Source organism: Leifsonia sp. NPDC056824, assembly GCF_042789575.1.
GTDB lineage: Bacteria > Actinomycetota > Actinomycetes > Actinomycetales > Microbacteriaceae > Leifsonia.
Window position 1 is genome coordinate 163,288 of sequence record NZ_JBHUAV010000004.1, and the last position, 14,394, is coordinate 177,681.

The 14,394-nt window shown below is 71.5% G+C and carries 12 protein-coding genes; 9 read left to right on the forward strand and 3 right to left on the reverse strand.

All coding sequences use genetic code 11. The features are described from left to right. Positions 1-13: 13 nt before the first annotated feature. The 7 genes from ACFRFH_RS16050 (at position 14) to ACFRFH_RS16080 (ending at position 7,294) form a co-directional block, all read left to right on the forward strand. The gene (locus ACFRFH_RS16050) at positions 14-1,333 is read left to right on the forward strand and encodes an RbtT/DalT/CsbX family MFS transporter (protein WP_382463993.1); all 1,320 of its coding nucleotides are present in this window, start codon (positions 14-16) and stop codon (positions 1,331-1,333) included. After that, positions 1,330-3,096 (forward strand): dihydroxyacetone kinase family protein, encoded by a 1,767-nt coding sequence (locus ACFRFH_RS16055; protein ID WP_382463994.1) that lies wholly within the window; start codon positions 1,330-1,332, stop codon positions 3,094-3,096. The genes ACFRFH_RS16050 and ACFRFH_RS16055 overlap by 4 nt, the downstream gene beginning before the upstream one ends. Further along, positions 3,093-3,548, forward strand: a complete 456-nt coding sequence (locus ACFRFH_RS16060; protein WP_382463995.1) for a ribose-5-phosphate isomerase — start codon at positions 3,093-3,095, stop codon at positions 3,546-3,548. The genes ACFRFH_RS16055 and ACFRFH_RS16060 overlap by 4 nt, the downstream gene beginning before the upstream one ends. Further along, complete coding sequence (locus tag ACFRFH_RS16065) at positions 3,545-4,288, forward strand: GolD/DthD family dehydrogenase (RefSeq protein ID WP_382463996.1); 744 nt, start codon at positions 3,545-3,547, stop codon at positions 4,286-4,288. Before ACFRFH_RS16060 ends, ACFRFH_RS16065 begins: the two co-directional genes overlap by 4 nt. 30 nt (positions 4,289-4,318) lie before the next feature. Beyond that, on the forward strand, positions 4,319-4,615 hold the full coding sequence (locus ACFRFH_RS16070) for a hypothetical protein (protein ID WP_382463997.1): 297 nt from the start codon (positions 4,319-4,321) through the stop codon (positions 4,613-4,615). Next, positions 4,605-6,599, forward strand: a complete 1,995-nt coding sequence (locus ACFRFH_RS16075; protein ID WP_382463998.1) for an alpha/beta hydrolase — start codon at positions 4,605-4,607, stop codon at positions 6,597-6,599. Before ACFRFH_RS16070 ends, ACFRFH_RS16075 begins: the two co-directional genes overlap by 11 nt. Positions 6,600-6,691: 92 nt before the next feature. After that, complete coding sequence (locus ACFRFH_RS16080) at positions 6,692-7,294, forward strand: hypothetical protein (RefSeq protein ID WP_382463999.1); 603 nt, start codon at positions 6,692-6,694, stop codon at positions 7,292-7,294. Between the two features lie 15 nt (positions 7,295-7,309). On the opposite strand, the gene ACFRFH_RS16085 is transcribed toward ACFRFH_RS16080, so the two are convergent. The 3 genes from ACFRFH_RS16085 to ACFRFH_RS16095 form a co-directional block, all read right to left on the reverse strand. Continuing rightward, positions 7,310-7,645 carry a peptidase gene (locus ACFRFH_RS16085; RefSeq protein ID WP_382464000.1) on the reverse strand — a complete coding sequence of 112 codons (336 nt, stop codon included), beginning with the start codon at positions 7,643-7,645 and terminating at the stop codon, positions 7,310-7,312. After that, positions 7,642-8,856, reverse strand: a complete 1,215-nt coding sequence (locus ACFRFH_RS16090; RefSeq protein ID WP_382464001.1) for an anion permease — start codon at positions 8,854-8,856, stop codon at positions 7,642-7,644. The genes ACFRFH_RS16085 and ACFRFH_RS16090 overlap by 4 nt, the downstream gene beginning before the upstream one ends. A 131-nt stretch (positions 8,857-8,987) precedes the next feature. Next, positions 8,988-11,543 carry a DEAD/DEAH box helicase gene (locus ACFRFH_RS16095; protein ID WP_382464002.1) on the reverse strand — a complete coding sequence of 852 codons (2,556 nt, stop codon included), beginning with the start codon at positions 11,541-11,543 and terminating at the stop codon, positions 8,988-8,990. A 68-nt stretch (positions 11,544-11,611) separates the two neighbouring features. Between ACFRFH_RS16095 and ACFRFH_RS16100 the strand changes: the two genes are divergently transcribed. Then, complete coding sequence (locus ACFRFH_RS16100) at positions 11,612-13,219, forward strand: molybdopterin-dependent oxidoreductase (protein ID WP_382464003.1); 1,608 nt, start codon at positions 11,612-11,614, stop codon at positions 13,217-13,219. A 4-nt stretch (positions 13,220-13,223) separates the two neighbouring features. After that, entirely contained in the window at positions 13,224-14,393 is a 1,170-nt protein-coding gene (locus ACFRFH_RS16105; protein ID WP_382464004.1) for a ThiF family adenylyltransferase, read from the forward strand. Position 14,394 lies beyond the last annotated feature (1 nt).

Genomic DNA, 14,394 nt, shown 5'->3' on the forward strand with positions numbered 1-14,394 from the left:
ACCGGAGTTTCTGATGACCACCACAGCCCCCGTCCGCGAGACCTTCCTCGACCGGATCGGCATCCCCCATCCCCTGCGCTGGGGGTTCCTCGGCGTCCTCGTCTTCATGACGGGCAACGGGGTCGAGTCCAACTTCCTCTCCCCGCACATGACGCACGCGCTCGGCGAGGACAAATTCGCCATCGTCGCGCAGATCATCGCCATGTACAGCCTGGCCGTCCTGATCGCGTCCTACCTGTCCGGCGCGCTCGCCGACCTGTGGGGTCCGCGGCGGGTGATGACGCTCGGCATGATCCTGTGGATCGTGTTCGAGGGCGCGTTCCTGTTCTCGCTCTCGATCGAGAGCGTCCCGCTGCTGTTCGTCAGCTACTTCCTGCGCGGCTTCGGCTTCCCGTTCTTCGCGTTCGCGTTCCTGGTCTGGATCAACCAGATCGTGCCGAAGAAGCGCAACGGCACCGCGGTCGGCTGGTTCTACGTGATGTTCACCGGCGGGCTGCCCACCCTCGGCTCGCTGTTCGCGGTCTTCGCGATCCCGGCGTTCGGCGGAGGCGCGGGTGGCGAGACGTACACGATGGTCGCCTCGGCGGCGCTCGTGCTCGTCGGCTGGGCGATCGCCCGCTTCGGCGTTCGTGAGCCGCACGGGAAGCGGCGGCTCGCCCCGGCGACCGACTCGGCGGCGCGCGTGCTGACCTCGGGGATCGTGCTCACCGCCCGCAATCCGAGGGTGCTGATGGGCTTCCTCATCCGCCTGATCAACACCGCTCCGGAGTTCGGGATGTTCATCGTCCTGCCTGCGGTCATGGCCGACCAGCTCGGCTGGGGGCAGAGCCGCTGGCTGATCATGACGGTGGTGATCTTCGCGGGCAACATCGCCTTCAACGCGGTGTTCGGCGCGATCGGCGACCGGATGGGCTGGGGCAGGACGGTCCGCTGGTTCGGCATCGTCGGCTCGTCCATCGGCCTCCTGCTGTGGTGGTACGTGCCGCACTGGGTGCCGGCCGGCAGCGACTGGGGCTTCGTCGTCGCGACGATCGCGGGCACGGTCTTCGGCATCATGCTCGCAGGCTTCGTCCCGATGGGAGCGATCATGCCGGCGCTCGCCCCGAAGCAGAAGGGCGCCGCGATGGCCATGTACACGACCGCGGCCGGTGGGGCGACCTTCCTCGGCAGCGGCGTGGTCGCCCTGGTGTTCCCGCTCGCCGGCGCGGTCGGCGTGGTGTGGGCGTTCGTCGCGCTGTACGCCTGCGCGTTCGTGATGATCGGCTTCCTGAAGGTGAATCAGCACGCCGAGGACGAGCCGACGGCCGAGCCGGAGCTGGAGGGCGTCCGATGACCCGCATCGCCGACGTCCCCGCCGACTTCGCGGAGGACCAGCTCGATGGCTTCGTCGCGCTCTACGGGGACCGGCTGCGCCGCGTCGCCGGCGGCGTGGTCGCCCGGGCAGCCGGTCAGCCGACCGTCGCCGTGGTGGTCGGCGGCGGCTCCGGCCACTACCCGGCCTTCGCGGGGCTCGTCGGCCCGGGATTCGCCACGGGCGCCGTCGTCGGCAACATCTTCACCTCGCCGTCCGCGGCGCATGTGTACTCCGTCGCGAAGGCCGCGCACCGCGGCCGCGGTGTCGTCCTGGCGTTCGGCAACTATGCCGGCGACGTGATGAACTTCGGGATCGCCGCCGACCGGCTGCGTGCCGAGGGCATCGACACCCGCATCGTGCTGGTGACCGACGACGTGGCGTCCACTCCCGCCGAGGACGACCGCCGCGGGATCGCGGGCGACTTCGTGGTGTTCAAGGCGCTCGGCGCCGCCGCGGCCGCCGGGCTCGACCTCGACGCCGTGGAGCGCGCGGGCCGGGCGGCCAACGCCGCGACGCGCACGCTCGGCGTCGCGTTCTCCGGCTGCACCATGCCCGGTGCGCGCGCGCCGCTCTTCCAGGTGCAGCCGGGGATGCTCGGGCTCGGCCTCGGCATCCACGGCGAGCCCGGAATCCGGGACGTCGCGATGCCGACCGCCACCGGCCTGGCGGAGCTTCTCGTGGCCGGCGTGCTGGAGGCCGCCCCGCGCCCCGGCCCTGCGCGGGTCGCCGCGATCCTCAACGGCCTCGGCACCACCAAGTACGAGGAGCTTTTCCTGCTCTGGGCGCGGGCGCTCCCGTTGCTGGAGGCCGCCGGGCTGGAGGTGGTCGAGCCCGAGGTCGGCGAGCTCGTCACGAGCCTCGACATGGGCGGCTGCTCGCTGACGCTCACCTGGCTGGACGACGAGCTGGAGCCGCTCTGGCGGGCGGACGCGTACGCCCCGGCGTACCGGAAGCAGGCCGCTGCCCTCGCGGCCACCCTGGCGTCCGGCGTCGAGGCGGAGGACGCGGTCGTGGACGACACCCAGGCCTTCGTCCCGCCCTCCCCTGCCTCGACGGCCCTGGCGGCGCGCGTCGCGGCGGCGGCCGGGCTCGTACGCGAGCTGCTGCGCGAGCGGGAGGACGAGCTCGGGGCGATCGACGCGGTGGCGGGCGACGGCGACCACGGCCGCGGCATGCTGCGCGGCGCCGAGGCGGCCACGGTCGCGATCGAGCGGGCGGTCGAGCGCGGTGCGGGAGCCGGCGCGGTGCTCGCCGCCGGCGGGCGTGCCTGGGCCGAGCAGGCCGGGGGCACCTCCGGCGTGCTCTGGGGCGCGGCGCTGGAGGCCGCCGGCGCGACGTTCGACGACACCGCGACCGCGTTCGCCGACGACAGTGCGAGCACGGCGATCGCCGCCTTCACCGCGGCGATCCTCGACCTCGGCCGCGCGGAGCCCGGCGACAAGACGCTCGTGGACGCGCTGCTGCCGTTCCGCGACGCGCTGGCCGCCCGGATCGCCGCCCGCGTGCCGCTGGCGGACGCGTGGCGGGACGCGGCGCTGGTCGCGTCCGACGCAGCCGCGGCGACCGCCGCGCTGCGGCCGAAGCGGGGCCGTGCGCGCCCGCTCGCCGACAAGTCCGTGGGGACGCCGGACGCCGGCGCGACCTCCCTCGCCCTGATCGTGACCGCGCTGGGCGAGCTGCCGGCGCGCCCGACCGACCACAACCTGACGAACCAGCACCGGACCGAAAGGACGACACCATGACCGCACTGCGCGTCGTGATCGGCAGCGATGACGCCGGCTTCAGGCTCAAGGAGATCCTCCGCGACGACCTGGAGGCCCATCCCCTCGTCGCCTCGCTCGTCGATGTCGGGGTCGACGCCGACGGCCACACCGCCTACCCGGCGGTCGCGTCGGCCGCCGCCGAGCTGGTCGCGTCCGGTGAGGCCGACCGCGCGCTGCTGGTGTGCGGCACCGGGCTCGGCATGGCCATCGCGGCGAACAAGATCCCGGGCATCCGCGCCGTCACCGCCCACGACTCCTACTCGGTCGAGCGGGCGGTGCTCTCCAACGACGCCCAGGTGCTCTGCCTCGGGCAGCGGGTGATCGGCACCGAGCTGGCCCGTCGCCTCGTGAAGGAGTGGCTGACCTACCGGTTCGACACCTCCAGTCCGTCGGCGCGCAAGGTCGAGCTGATCGGGGAGCTCGAGCGGTGAGCGGGGCGTTCGAGGGACGCATTGCGATCGTCACCGGCGCCGCGAGCGGCATCGGTCTCGCCGTCGCGGGCTGGTTCGCCGAGCGCGGCGCCACGGTGGCGGGTGTCGACCGGGACGAGCGGGTCGCCGACCTGCTCGCCGGGCTGCCGGGAGCGGGGCACCTGCCGGTCGTCGCCGACCTGACCGAACCGGGAGCAGCGGAGGCCGCCGTCGCGCGCATCCAGGCGGAGGCCGGCCCCCCGCACATCCTGGTCAACTCCGCCGGCATCGCCCGGCTCTCCCCCGCGCTCGCGACGACGGCCGCCGACTGGGACAGCACGCTGGCGGTCAACCTCACGGCGAGCTTCCGGATGGCGCAGGCCGTCGGCGCGCGGATGGTGCCCGCCGGCTTCGGCCGCATCGTCAACCTGGCGTCGCAGGCGAGCGTCGTCGGCCTGGACGAGCACGTCGCCTACTGCGCGAGCAAGGCGGGGCTGCTCGGGATGACCCGCGTGCTGTCGCTGGAGTGGGCGCCGCACGGCGTCACCGTCAACGCCGTCTCGCCGACCGTGGTGGAGACCCCGCTCGGCAGGGAGGCCTGGAAGGGAGCGAAGGGCGCCGAGCTGCGCGGGCGCATCCCGGCCCGGCGCTTCGCCCAGCCGGAAGAGGTCGCCGCGCTGATCGGCTACCTGGCGTCCGACGAGGCGGGCATGGTCACCGGCGAGAACATCCTGATCGACGGCGGCTACTCCTCCATCTGACCCGTGGAGAGTGTGAGTTTTGGAGGACAGATGGCCAGAGCGGTTGCCGTCGACACGGCGCAGCTGACGGCGGGTGCGAAAGCACTGAAGGAGGCCTCGACCGGTTCTCGTCCGTCGGCGGACGAGTCCGACGGGTTCGGCTCAGCGGTGGCGCGAGGTGCGGTGAGCCGGTTCGAGGGGTACTGGGTCCGCGGGCAGTCGACGGTCGACGAACTGGTCACCGGGTTGGCAGGCGCGCTCTCCCAGGCGGCGGATTCCTATCAGCGCCGGGACGCTGAGGACGCCGAGGCGTTGCGGAAAGACAGGGCCGGGTTCTATGGGTTCTAGGTGGGCGGATTGGTCGCCGGTCGGGTTCGAGACGGACCCGACGCCGGGTGACCGGGAGCTGGTGGAGGCATTGGTCGTCCACCTGGATAAGTGGTCCGGCCGGCTGGAGGGGCAGTCGAAGGCGGCGCGCACGGTGCTGGACACGAACCTCGGGGCGGCGTCGTGGTCGGGACTGGCCGCGGAGGTGTTCTCGGACCGGTTGCGTGCGCTGACGGCCGCGGCGCTGAAGGCGGCCGAGCAGCACAATGCGGGTGCGGTAGCGGCGAAGGCGTGGTCGATGGCGCTCGAGTACACGCAGGGCGAGGCGGACCGGGCGTTGCAGGACGCCGAGGACGCGTTGGCGGACCTGGATACCGCGGAGGCGTCGGTGGTGGGGTTGGGCGCCGAGCAGGCTGCACTGCTGTCGGCGTTGCGCGCGCTGGAGAAGGCCTACAACTCGCCCGAGAAGCCGCCGCCGGGCTCGTCGGCGCCCGCGCATGTGGATGTGACGAGTGCTCGCCGACGGGAGCAGGACGCGAGCGAGAAGCTGGCGACGGCGCGCTTGACGATCCGAGACGCGCAGGAACGGCTGGACGACGCGAAGCGGCGGGCCGAGCGGGCGAAGCAGGACTACGCCGCAGCCGAGAGGACGTTCGCCAAGAAGCTGGACGACGCGTTGCACGGCGCCCTGGCCCCGACGCCGCAGCCGGAGCTGAAGGCTTTCGCGTCGATCGTCGGCAAGCTGTCCGGCATCCCTGCCTCGGCGAGCGTGAACGCGTCGCTGATGGACATGTTGCAGCGGTTGACTCCGGAGGAGCTGACGGTGCTCGTGGCGGAGGACCCCGACCTGGTGCAGGAGTTCTGGCGGCATCCGCCGTCGCCGGACAAGGTCGCGAAATGGTGGTCGGGCCTCGGCGAGGAGGCGAAGGAGGCGTTCCAGACGGCGGCGCCGGGGGTCCTGGGGAACCTGGCGGGGTTGCCGTACGCGGTGAGGCATCGGTGCAATCTGAACGTCTATCTGACCGTCAAGGACAGTCCAGGCCACACTCCGGAGCAGCAGAAGGTGCTCGACGCGCTCAAGAAGGTTCTCGCGGACCCGTCGGCTTCGCTGGTCTGTCTCAACCTGAATGCGCGTGTGCCCATGGTCGCGATCGGGTACGGCGATCTTGACACGGCTGACACGGTGACCTGGGCGGCGCCCGGGATGAATTCTGACGCAACGGACGCGACCGAGAGCTGGTCGCGTGCCGCTGTGAACTTGTACGAGGAGCAAAACCGCGTTGACCGTGGCCGCTCGCACGCTGTGGTGGGTTGGCTGGGGTATGACACTCCGGCTCTGGTGAGCGTGAACACTCCGGCGCTGGCGCAGGACGGGTCGTGGCGGTTCGCGAACGAGTTGGACGGGACACACGCCACCCGGACGGCGCACCCGTCGGTGCCGTTCCCGTACGTGTCGGTGGTGGCGCATTCCTATGGGACGACGATGGCTGCGGATGCGTTGACGCGGGTCAAGCACACGGTGGATTCCTTCACAATGCTCGGGTCGGCGGGGATCGACACGGATGTGGTGTCCTCGCTGTCGGACCTTCGCGTGAAGCAGGCGGGCGGGCGACCGTCGATCTTCACGACCGCGGCGGAGTTGGACTTCCTCGCACCGTTCGGTTCGGCGATGGGCGGCCGCGCGGAACCGAACCCCGAGGCGCTCTCCAACCTGGGTACGGCGGTGGCACTGCCTCTGAAGGGGGTACTGAACCAGCCGCAATCGATGGGTGGTGCGCAGTCGTTCTCCTCCGAAGGCGCCGTTCTGCCCGGCGAGGAGGTGTTGAAGCAGACCAAGGGCCACAGCACGGTGGGCGAGCCCATCGACGGGCTGAACCCCCTCAACGGGATCGCGCCGGAAGGCTTCGGGTATCTCGACAAGTACACGGAGGCCCTGCGAAACACGGGCTTTACGACGGTCGGCCTATCCGAGAGCGTCGTCGGTGGGCTGAGGACCACCCGATGAACGGGAGTTCGGGTGTCCTCGTGGGTCGAATAGTGAGAATGTGCGCTGTGGCGGACGTCGCAGCCGTGACGATATCGGTTTTAGGAGGGTGTATGTCTGTTCCCGCTGTGAGTGGTCCTGCCCCGCAGAGCTCGGGCACCCCGCAGAAGACGATCCACGAACTGCTGACGCAGTGGGCGGACCTCACCAACGCCGCGATCGCCGCCACCGGTGACATAGAGGGGTGGTTTCGCGGTCCGATCCAGAATGGGAGGCCCTGGGACCCTGCTGCGGAGGAAGTGAGCCTGCCACCGTGCGGGACTGTCGGGTCGAAGACTGCTCATCAGGTGAGCAACCAGGTGACGCATGATGCGTTCGAGAAGGATCCGCATCCGATCGCTGACAAGCTCACCGCGTACTGGGAGAGCGAAGGGTTCACGGTCCTGCGCACGGTCGATTGGACATCCCCCACCGGTGAGATGGATGTCGCAATCCGCGCTACGCGATCCGACGGCGTGTTCTACGGACTCGGCGTCACCAGCCAGGTTGTGGCCATCGACGTCTCGTCCGAGTGCTCCACCCACCCCTCCATCGACACCTGGGCTGAAAAGCGCGTCGAGGAGAGATGGAAGTCTCTGCAGCCCACGCCGAGCGAGCCGACGCCGTCCCCGGCTGCCGACGCCGTAACCGACGACGATTGGTTCTGGGGATTCTGATCTCGTGGATGTAGCTCAGCCGTGGAAGTACGGGATGATCAGGTACAGCCCGTACAGCACGGCCAGCGCGCAGAGCACGAAGCACGCGTAGGCGCCGGCCAGCGCGGCGCGCTTGCGGCCCTCGCTCACCGGCGGGCTCTTGCGCTGGGCCTTCGCGGCCTTCCGCTGGGCCTTGGCGGCCTGCTCCGGGGTGATCACGGTGATGGCGTCGGTGAACTCCGCGGGCTCCACGAACAGCCCGCGCCCGGCCACGGCGAGCAGCCGCGTGCCCAGGGCGTAGAAGCCGACGACCACGCACGCGCCGACCAGCGACGCGACGAACACGGTGAGGAACTGAAGGACGGCGCTCATGCGGGGTTCCTTCCGGTGCGCTCGCGCTTGAGCGGCTTGACCTTCCGGATCTTCACGACCCGGCCGGACTCGGCGACGTCGCTCTGGCCCTGCACGGGGCCGGGCTCCACCGCGTCGGCGCTGGAGACCTGGTTGCGGCGCGAGCGCCAGAAGATGAACGCGATCACCACGACGGCGATCACCGTGTCGATCAGGATGCCGACCGGGCCGAGCAGGCCGACGAACGCGGCGAGGGCGCCGACGACTCCGGCGGCCGGGAGGGTCAGCACCCAGCCGACGGCGATCCGGCCGGCCGTGCCCCAGCGCACCGACGCGCCGCGCCGGCCGAGGCCGGAGCCGATCACCGAGCCGGAGGCGACCTGGGTGGTCGAAAGCGCGAAGCCGAGGTGGCTGGAGGCGAGGATGGTCGCGGCCGTGCTCGTCTCGGCGGCGAAGCCCTGCGCGGGCTTCACCTCGGTGAGGCCGCGGCCGAGCGTGCGGATGATGCGCCAGCCGCCCGAGTAGGTGCCGACCGCGATGGCGAGCGCGCACGCGACGACGACCCAGAGCGGCGGTACGCTCCCGGCAGGCAGCAGGTTGGCCGAGATCAGCAGCAGGGTGATGACGCCCATCGTCTTCTGCGCGTCGTTGGTGCCGTGCGACAGGGCGACCAGCGACGAGGAGAAGATCTGGCCGTAGCGGAAGCCGCCGCGGCCGTCGGGACGACCGTCGTAGCGCCGGGTGATCCAGTACGCGAGCTTGGTCGCCGCCCAGGCGACCACGCCGGCGGTGAACGGCGCGATGACCGCGGGCAGGACCACCTTCTGCACGACCACCGGGAAGTTCACGGACGCGAACCCGGCGCCGACGATCGCCGCGCCGATCAGGCCGCCGAACAGGGCGTGGCTGGAGGACGACGGGAGGCCGTAGAGCCAGGTCACCATGTTCCAGACGATCGCGCCGACCAGTCCGGCGAAGATCAGCTCCGGCGAGATCAGGACGCCGCCCGAGCCTTCGTTGATGATGCCGCCCGAAATGGTCTTGGCGACCTCCGTCGAGAGGAACGCGCCGACGAGGTTCAGGACAGCGGCGAGCGCGACGGCGACCTTGGGCCGCATGGCGCCGGTCGCGATGGGCGTCGCCATCGCGTTCGCGGTGTCGTGGAACCCGTTGGTGAAGTCGAAGAACAGGGCCAGCGCGATGACCAGCACGATGATGAGGGTGAGATCCACCGGCTTCTTTCTCGTGTGTCGACGGACGGCCGGCGAGTTCACCGGACGTTCATGCGGAGTGCCTGGCGCCGTACAGACACCGGAGACATGTTTTCACGGCCGCTCGGGTGCGTCAAACCGTCACGGCGCAGTCACAGCCGGTCGACCGCCGTCACCCGGACGACCGCCACGCCGGTGCGGGCGGAGTCCGCCAGCAGCACCTCTGCGGCGATTCCCCAGTCGTGGTCGCCCGCCGGGTCGGCGAGGATCTGCCGCACCCGCCAGACGCCCTCCGCGGCGGCGGGCGTCTCGTCCACGACGATCATGCTCGCGGCCCGCGCCGACGCGTCCGTGAGGATCTCGTCGTGCTCGGCGTAGTAGGCCTCCAGGGCCTCGTCCCACTGCAGCTCGGTGAACGACGGTGTGGTGGCCTCGGCGAGCACCGCCGCCTCGTTCTCGAGCACGCCGAGCTCCTGGACCTTGTCGAGCGCCGCGAGCTGCACGCGCCGGAAGAGCTCGTTGCGCACCAGCACGAAGAACGCGCGCCGGTTGGTGGTGACGTTGCGCGGGGCGGGCGGGGCGAGCTCGCCGCGCTCGGCCGCGTGCTTCGCGGCGTCGGGGTGCACCAGCTCCTCCCACTCGTCGAGGAGGCTGGAGTCGACCTGGCGGACCAGCTCGCCCAGCCACTCCACGAGGTCGCGCAGCTCCTCGGTGCGCAGGTCGAGCGGAACCGTCTGGCCCAGCGCGCGGTAGGCGTCGGAGAGGTAGCGCAGCACGACGCCCTCCGAGCGTGCGAGCTTGTAGAAGGCGATGAACTCGCCGAAGGTCATCGCGCGCTCGTAGAGGTCGCGGACCACCGACTTGGGGCTCAGCTCGAAGTCGGCCACCCACGGCTGGCTGGAGGCGTAGGTGACGAACGCCTCGTCCAGCAGCTCGTCGTGCGGCTTGGGGTGTGTGACGGTCTCCAGCGCCTCCATGCGCTGGTCGTACTCGATCCCCTCGGCCTTCATCGCGGCGACGGCCTCGCCGCGCGCCTGGAACTGCTGGGCGGAGAGCACCGGCCGCGGGTCGTCGAGCGTGGCCTCCACCACCGAGACGATGTCGAGCGCGTAGGTCGGCGACTCGGCGTCGAACAGCTCGAACGCCGCGAGCGCGAACGGCGACAGCGGCTGGTTGAGGGCGAAGTTGGGCTGGAGGTCGACGGTCAGGCGGATCTCGCCGTCCACGACCTCCACGACCCCGGCGGTGAGCAGCGAGCGGTAGAGGCCGAGCGCGCGGCGGGCGAGCGCGAGCTGGCGCTTCCACGGCTCGTGGTTGTCGAAGACCAGGTCGCGGACGTGCCCGAAGACGTCGCCGCCGCGCCCGATCACGTTGATGAGCATGGCGCTGGTGATCTGCATGGAGGACGTGAGCGTCTCCGGGTCGGCCTCCACGAGCTTGCGGAAGGACGGCTCGCCCCAGGACACGAAGCCCTCCGGCGCCTTCTTGCGCACGATCTTGCGGCGCTTCTTCGGGTCGTCGCCGGCCTTCTCCAGGGCTTTGACGTTCTCGCTCTCGTGCTCGGGAGCCTGCACGACGACGGTGCCCGCGGTGTCGTAGCCCGCGCGGCCGGCCCGTCCGGCGATCTGATGGAACTCGCGCGCGTTGAGCTGCCGCATCCGGGTGCCGTCGAACTTGGTGAGCGCAGTCAGCAGCACGGTGCGGATCGGCACGTTGATGCCGACGCCGAGCGTGTCGGTGCCGCAGATCACCCGCAGCATGCCGCGCTGGGCGAGCTGCTCGACCAGCCGGCGGTACTTGGGCAGCATCCCGGCGTGGTGCACGCCGATGCCCTGGCGCAGCAGCCGGGACAGCGTGCGGCCGAAGGAGGTCGTGAACCGGAACTCCCCGATCAGCTCGGCGATGGCATCGCGCTGCTCGCGGGTCGCGATCTTGGCGCTGGAGAGCGCCTGCGCGCGCTCCAGGGCGGCCAGCTGCGAGAAGTGCACGATGTAGATCGGCGCCTGGCCGGTGTGCAGGAGGTCTTCGACCGTGTCGTGGATGGGCGTCAGCTCGTAGTAGTAGTGCAGCGGCACCGGGCGCTCGACGCCCGTCACGGTCGCGGTCTCCCGGCCGGTGCGGCGGCTGAGGTCGGCGGCGAGCGCCGTGACGTCACCGAGGGTCGCGGACATGAGCACGAACTGCGCCCGGTTCAGCACCAGCAGCGGCACCTGCCAGGCCCAGCCGCGGTCGGGATCGGCGTAGAAATGGAACTCGTCCATGACGACTTGCCCGACCGGGGTGTCGTCGCCCTGGCGCAGGGCGAGGTTGGCGAGGATCTCGGCGGTGCAGCAGATGATCGGCGCGTCGGCGTTGACGGAGGAGTCGCCGGTCATCATCCCGACGTTCTCGGCGCCGAAGACGTCGACGAGGGCGAAGAACTTCTCGGAGACCAGGGCCTTGATGGGAGCGGTGTAGAAGCTGCGCTCGCCGCGGGCCAGCGCTGCGAAGTGGGCGCCGACGGCGACGAGCGACTTCCCGGTGCCGGTGGGCGTGGACAGGATGAGGTTCGAGCCGCCGACGATCTCGATCACCGACTCGTCCTGCGCCGGGTAGAGGGTGATGCCGGTGGACTCCGCCCAGGCGACGAACGCCTCGTAGACGGCGTCCTCGCTCACCGAGGAGGGGCCGGCCCAGCCGGGGAGGTCGTCGACGCGGAGGGAGGCCATAGGGTCCAAGCCTGTCACAGGCCGGGATGCTCGGCATATCCACCGGATCGCGCGCTTATTCTTCGGGTATGGGATCGCCTGTGTCTGCCGGGCCTGCGCGGCCGGAGGGGTCGGGGGCCGCGGGGTCGTCGCCGTCCGTGAGGCCGCGAGCCCCCTTCTGGCCCTCCGCCGCCGTCGGCGCCGCGAGCGTGGTGGCGGGGGTCGGCGCCGCCGAGCTGCTGAGCGCGTTCTTCGTGCAGGACGGCAGCCCGATCCTGGTCGTCGGGGCGCTCGTCATCGATCTCACCCCGGCGTGGCTGAAGAACGCCGTGATCGGCGTGTTCGGCACCGGCGACAAGACGTTCCTGATCTCGTCCCTGGCGGTGGTCCTGCTCATCGGCGGCGCGCTGGCGGGCTGGGTGGAAGTGCGGCGGCCTCCGTTCGGCCGCGTCCTGATCGGGATCGGCGGGGCGCTGGGCGTGTTCGCCGCGCTCACCCGGGCCGGGTCGTCGGTGGTGAACGTCGTGCCGTCGGCGCTCGCGGCGCTGGTCGCCATCCTCATCCTGGGCTGGCTGGCCGACCTGCTGCGCGGCACCCGGCCGACCCGGATCAGCCCGGAGGGCGAGGTCAGCCGGCGGCACTTCGTCACGGCGAGCGCGGCGACCGCGGCAGCCGGGATCGTGGCGACGATCGTCGGCCAGGCCATCGCCACCGGCTATCGCGCGGCCTCCGCGGCGCGCGCCGCCTTCCACCTGCCGACGCCCGCCGTCACCGCCCCGCCGGTGCCGGCCGGCGCGTCGTTCGACATCGCGGGTCTGGCGCCGATCGTCACGCCGAACGCCGACTTCTACCGCATCGACACCGCGCTGCAGATCCCCGGCATCGACCCGTCGGCCTGGCGCCTCCGCATCACCGGGATGGTCGAGCAGGAGGTCGAGCTGACCTTCGCCGAGCTGCTCGCCCTGCCGCTGGAGGAGTCCGTCACTACGCTCACCTGCGTCTCCAACGAGGTCGGCGGCAACCTGATCAGCAACGCGAAGTGGCTCGGCTACCCCATCCGGCACCTGCTCGCCCGGGCGAAGCCGTCCGCCGACGCCGACATGGTGCTCTCCCGCAGCCAGGACGGCTGGACGGCAGGGACGCCGCTGGCGGCACTGACCGACAGCCGCAACGCCATCCTGGCGGTGGGGATGAACGGCGAGCCGCTGCCGCTGGAGCACGGCTACCCGGTGCGGATGGTGGTCCCCGGCCTGTACGGCTATGTGTCGGCCACCAAGTGGGTGGTCGAGCTGAACGTCACACGCTTCGACAAGGCGACCTCGTACTGGACCGACCGCGGCTGGTCGGAGCGCGGCCCGGTCAAACTGGAGTCGCGCATCGACGTGCCGGCGGACGGGCACCAGGTGAAGGCGGGCACCGTCGCGGTCGCGGGCATCGCCTGGTCGCAGCACGTCGGCGTGAGCGCCGTGCACGTCCAGATCGACGGCGGCGCCTGGCAGCAGGCCACGCTCGCCGACGCCATCTCGGCGGACACCTGGCGGCAGTGGAAGTACGCGTGGGCCGCGACGCCCGGCTCGCACACGATCACGGTCCGCGCCACCGACGCGCACGGGACGGTGCAGACCTCGAAGGTGCAGGACGTGATCCCGGACGGCGCGACCGGATTGCACTCCATCGGCGTGACCGTGGTTGGCTAGCGCCATGCCCTCCCCCGACCGCCCAGCTCCGCTCGTCGCGCCCGGCCCTGTGCTGCCCCCGGAGCAGCGTGCGCGCTACGCCAGGACCGTCCAGCTCCCGGGCTTCGGGGAGGTCGCCCAGCGCCGTCTCCGTGCCGCGCGCGTGCTGGTGGTCGGCGCCGGCGGCCTCGGCTCGGCCGTGCTGCCGCTGCTGGCGGGCGCCGGGTTCGGGACGATCGGGATCGTGGACGACGACAGCGTGGAGCTCAGCAACCTCCCGCGCCAGACCATTCACCGCGAACGCGACCTCGGCCGGCAGAAGACCGCGTCGGCGGCCGACGCGATCCGCGCCATCGATGCCGGCATCGACGTGCGGGTCTTCGCGGAGCGGCTCACGTCGGCGAACGCGCTCGGCATCCTCGAGGGATTCGACCTCGTGCTCGACGGCAGCGACAACTTCCCGACCAGGTACCTCGTGGACGACGCGGCGCTGCTGGGGGGCCTGCCAGTGGTGTGGGGTGCTGTGCACCGGTTCGGCGGCCAGGTCGGGCTGAGCTGGGCGGCGCACGGGCCGCACTACCGCGACCTGTTCCCCGTGCCTCCGGAGCCGGGCAGCGTGCCGAGCTGCGCGGAGGCGGGCGTGCTGCCCAGCGTGTGCGGCGTGATCGGGTCGCTGATGGCGAGCGAGGCGACCAAGGTCGTGACCGGGGAGGGCGACCTCCTGCTCGGGCGGGTGCTGGTCCACGACGGCCTGCGCGGGACGTTCCGCGAGCTGCCGTACGCCGCCGACCCGGCGGCGGAGCCGGTGACGGAGCTGATCGACTACGAGCTGTTCTGCGGAGTGGCCCCGGCGGAGGCTGCGGCGGCGACCGCCACCACCGTCTCCCCCGCCGACCTGGCCGCGCGGCTGGCCGCGGGGCAGCCGCACATCCTCCTCGACGTGCGCGAGCCGTGGGAGGCCGACATCGCCGAACTGCCCGGGTCGCTGCTGGTGCCGCTCGACGTCGTGGTGCGGGACGCGCCGGGCGTGGCCGGGCGACTGGGCGACGACCCGCTCGTGATCGTCTGCCACCACGGCATCCGGGCGGAGACCGCGCGGAGGCTGCTGGCGGCAGCGGGCGCTCCCGGCGTGGTGCTGGAGGGCGGCCTGGACGCCTGGTCGCGCCAGGTCGACCCGTCGCTCCCGCGCTACTGAC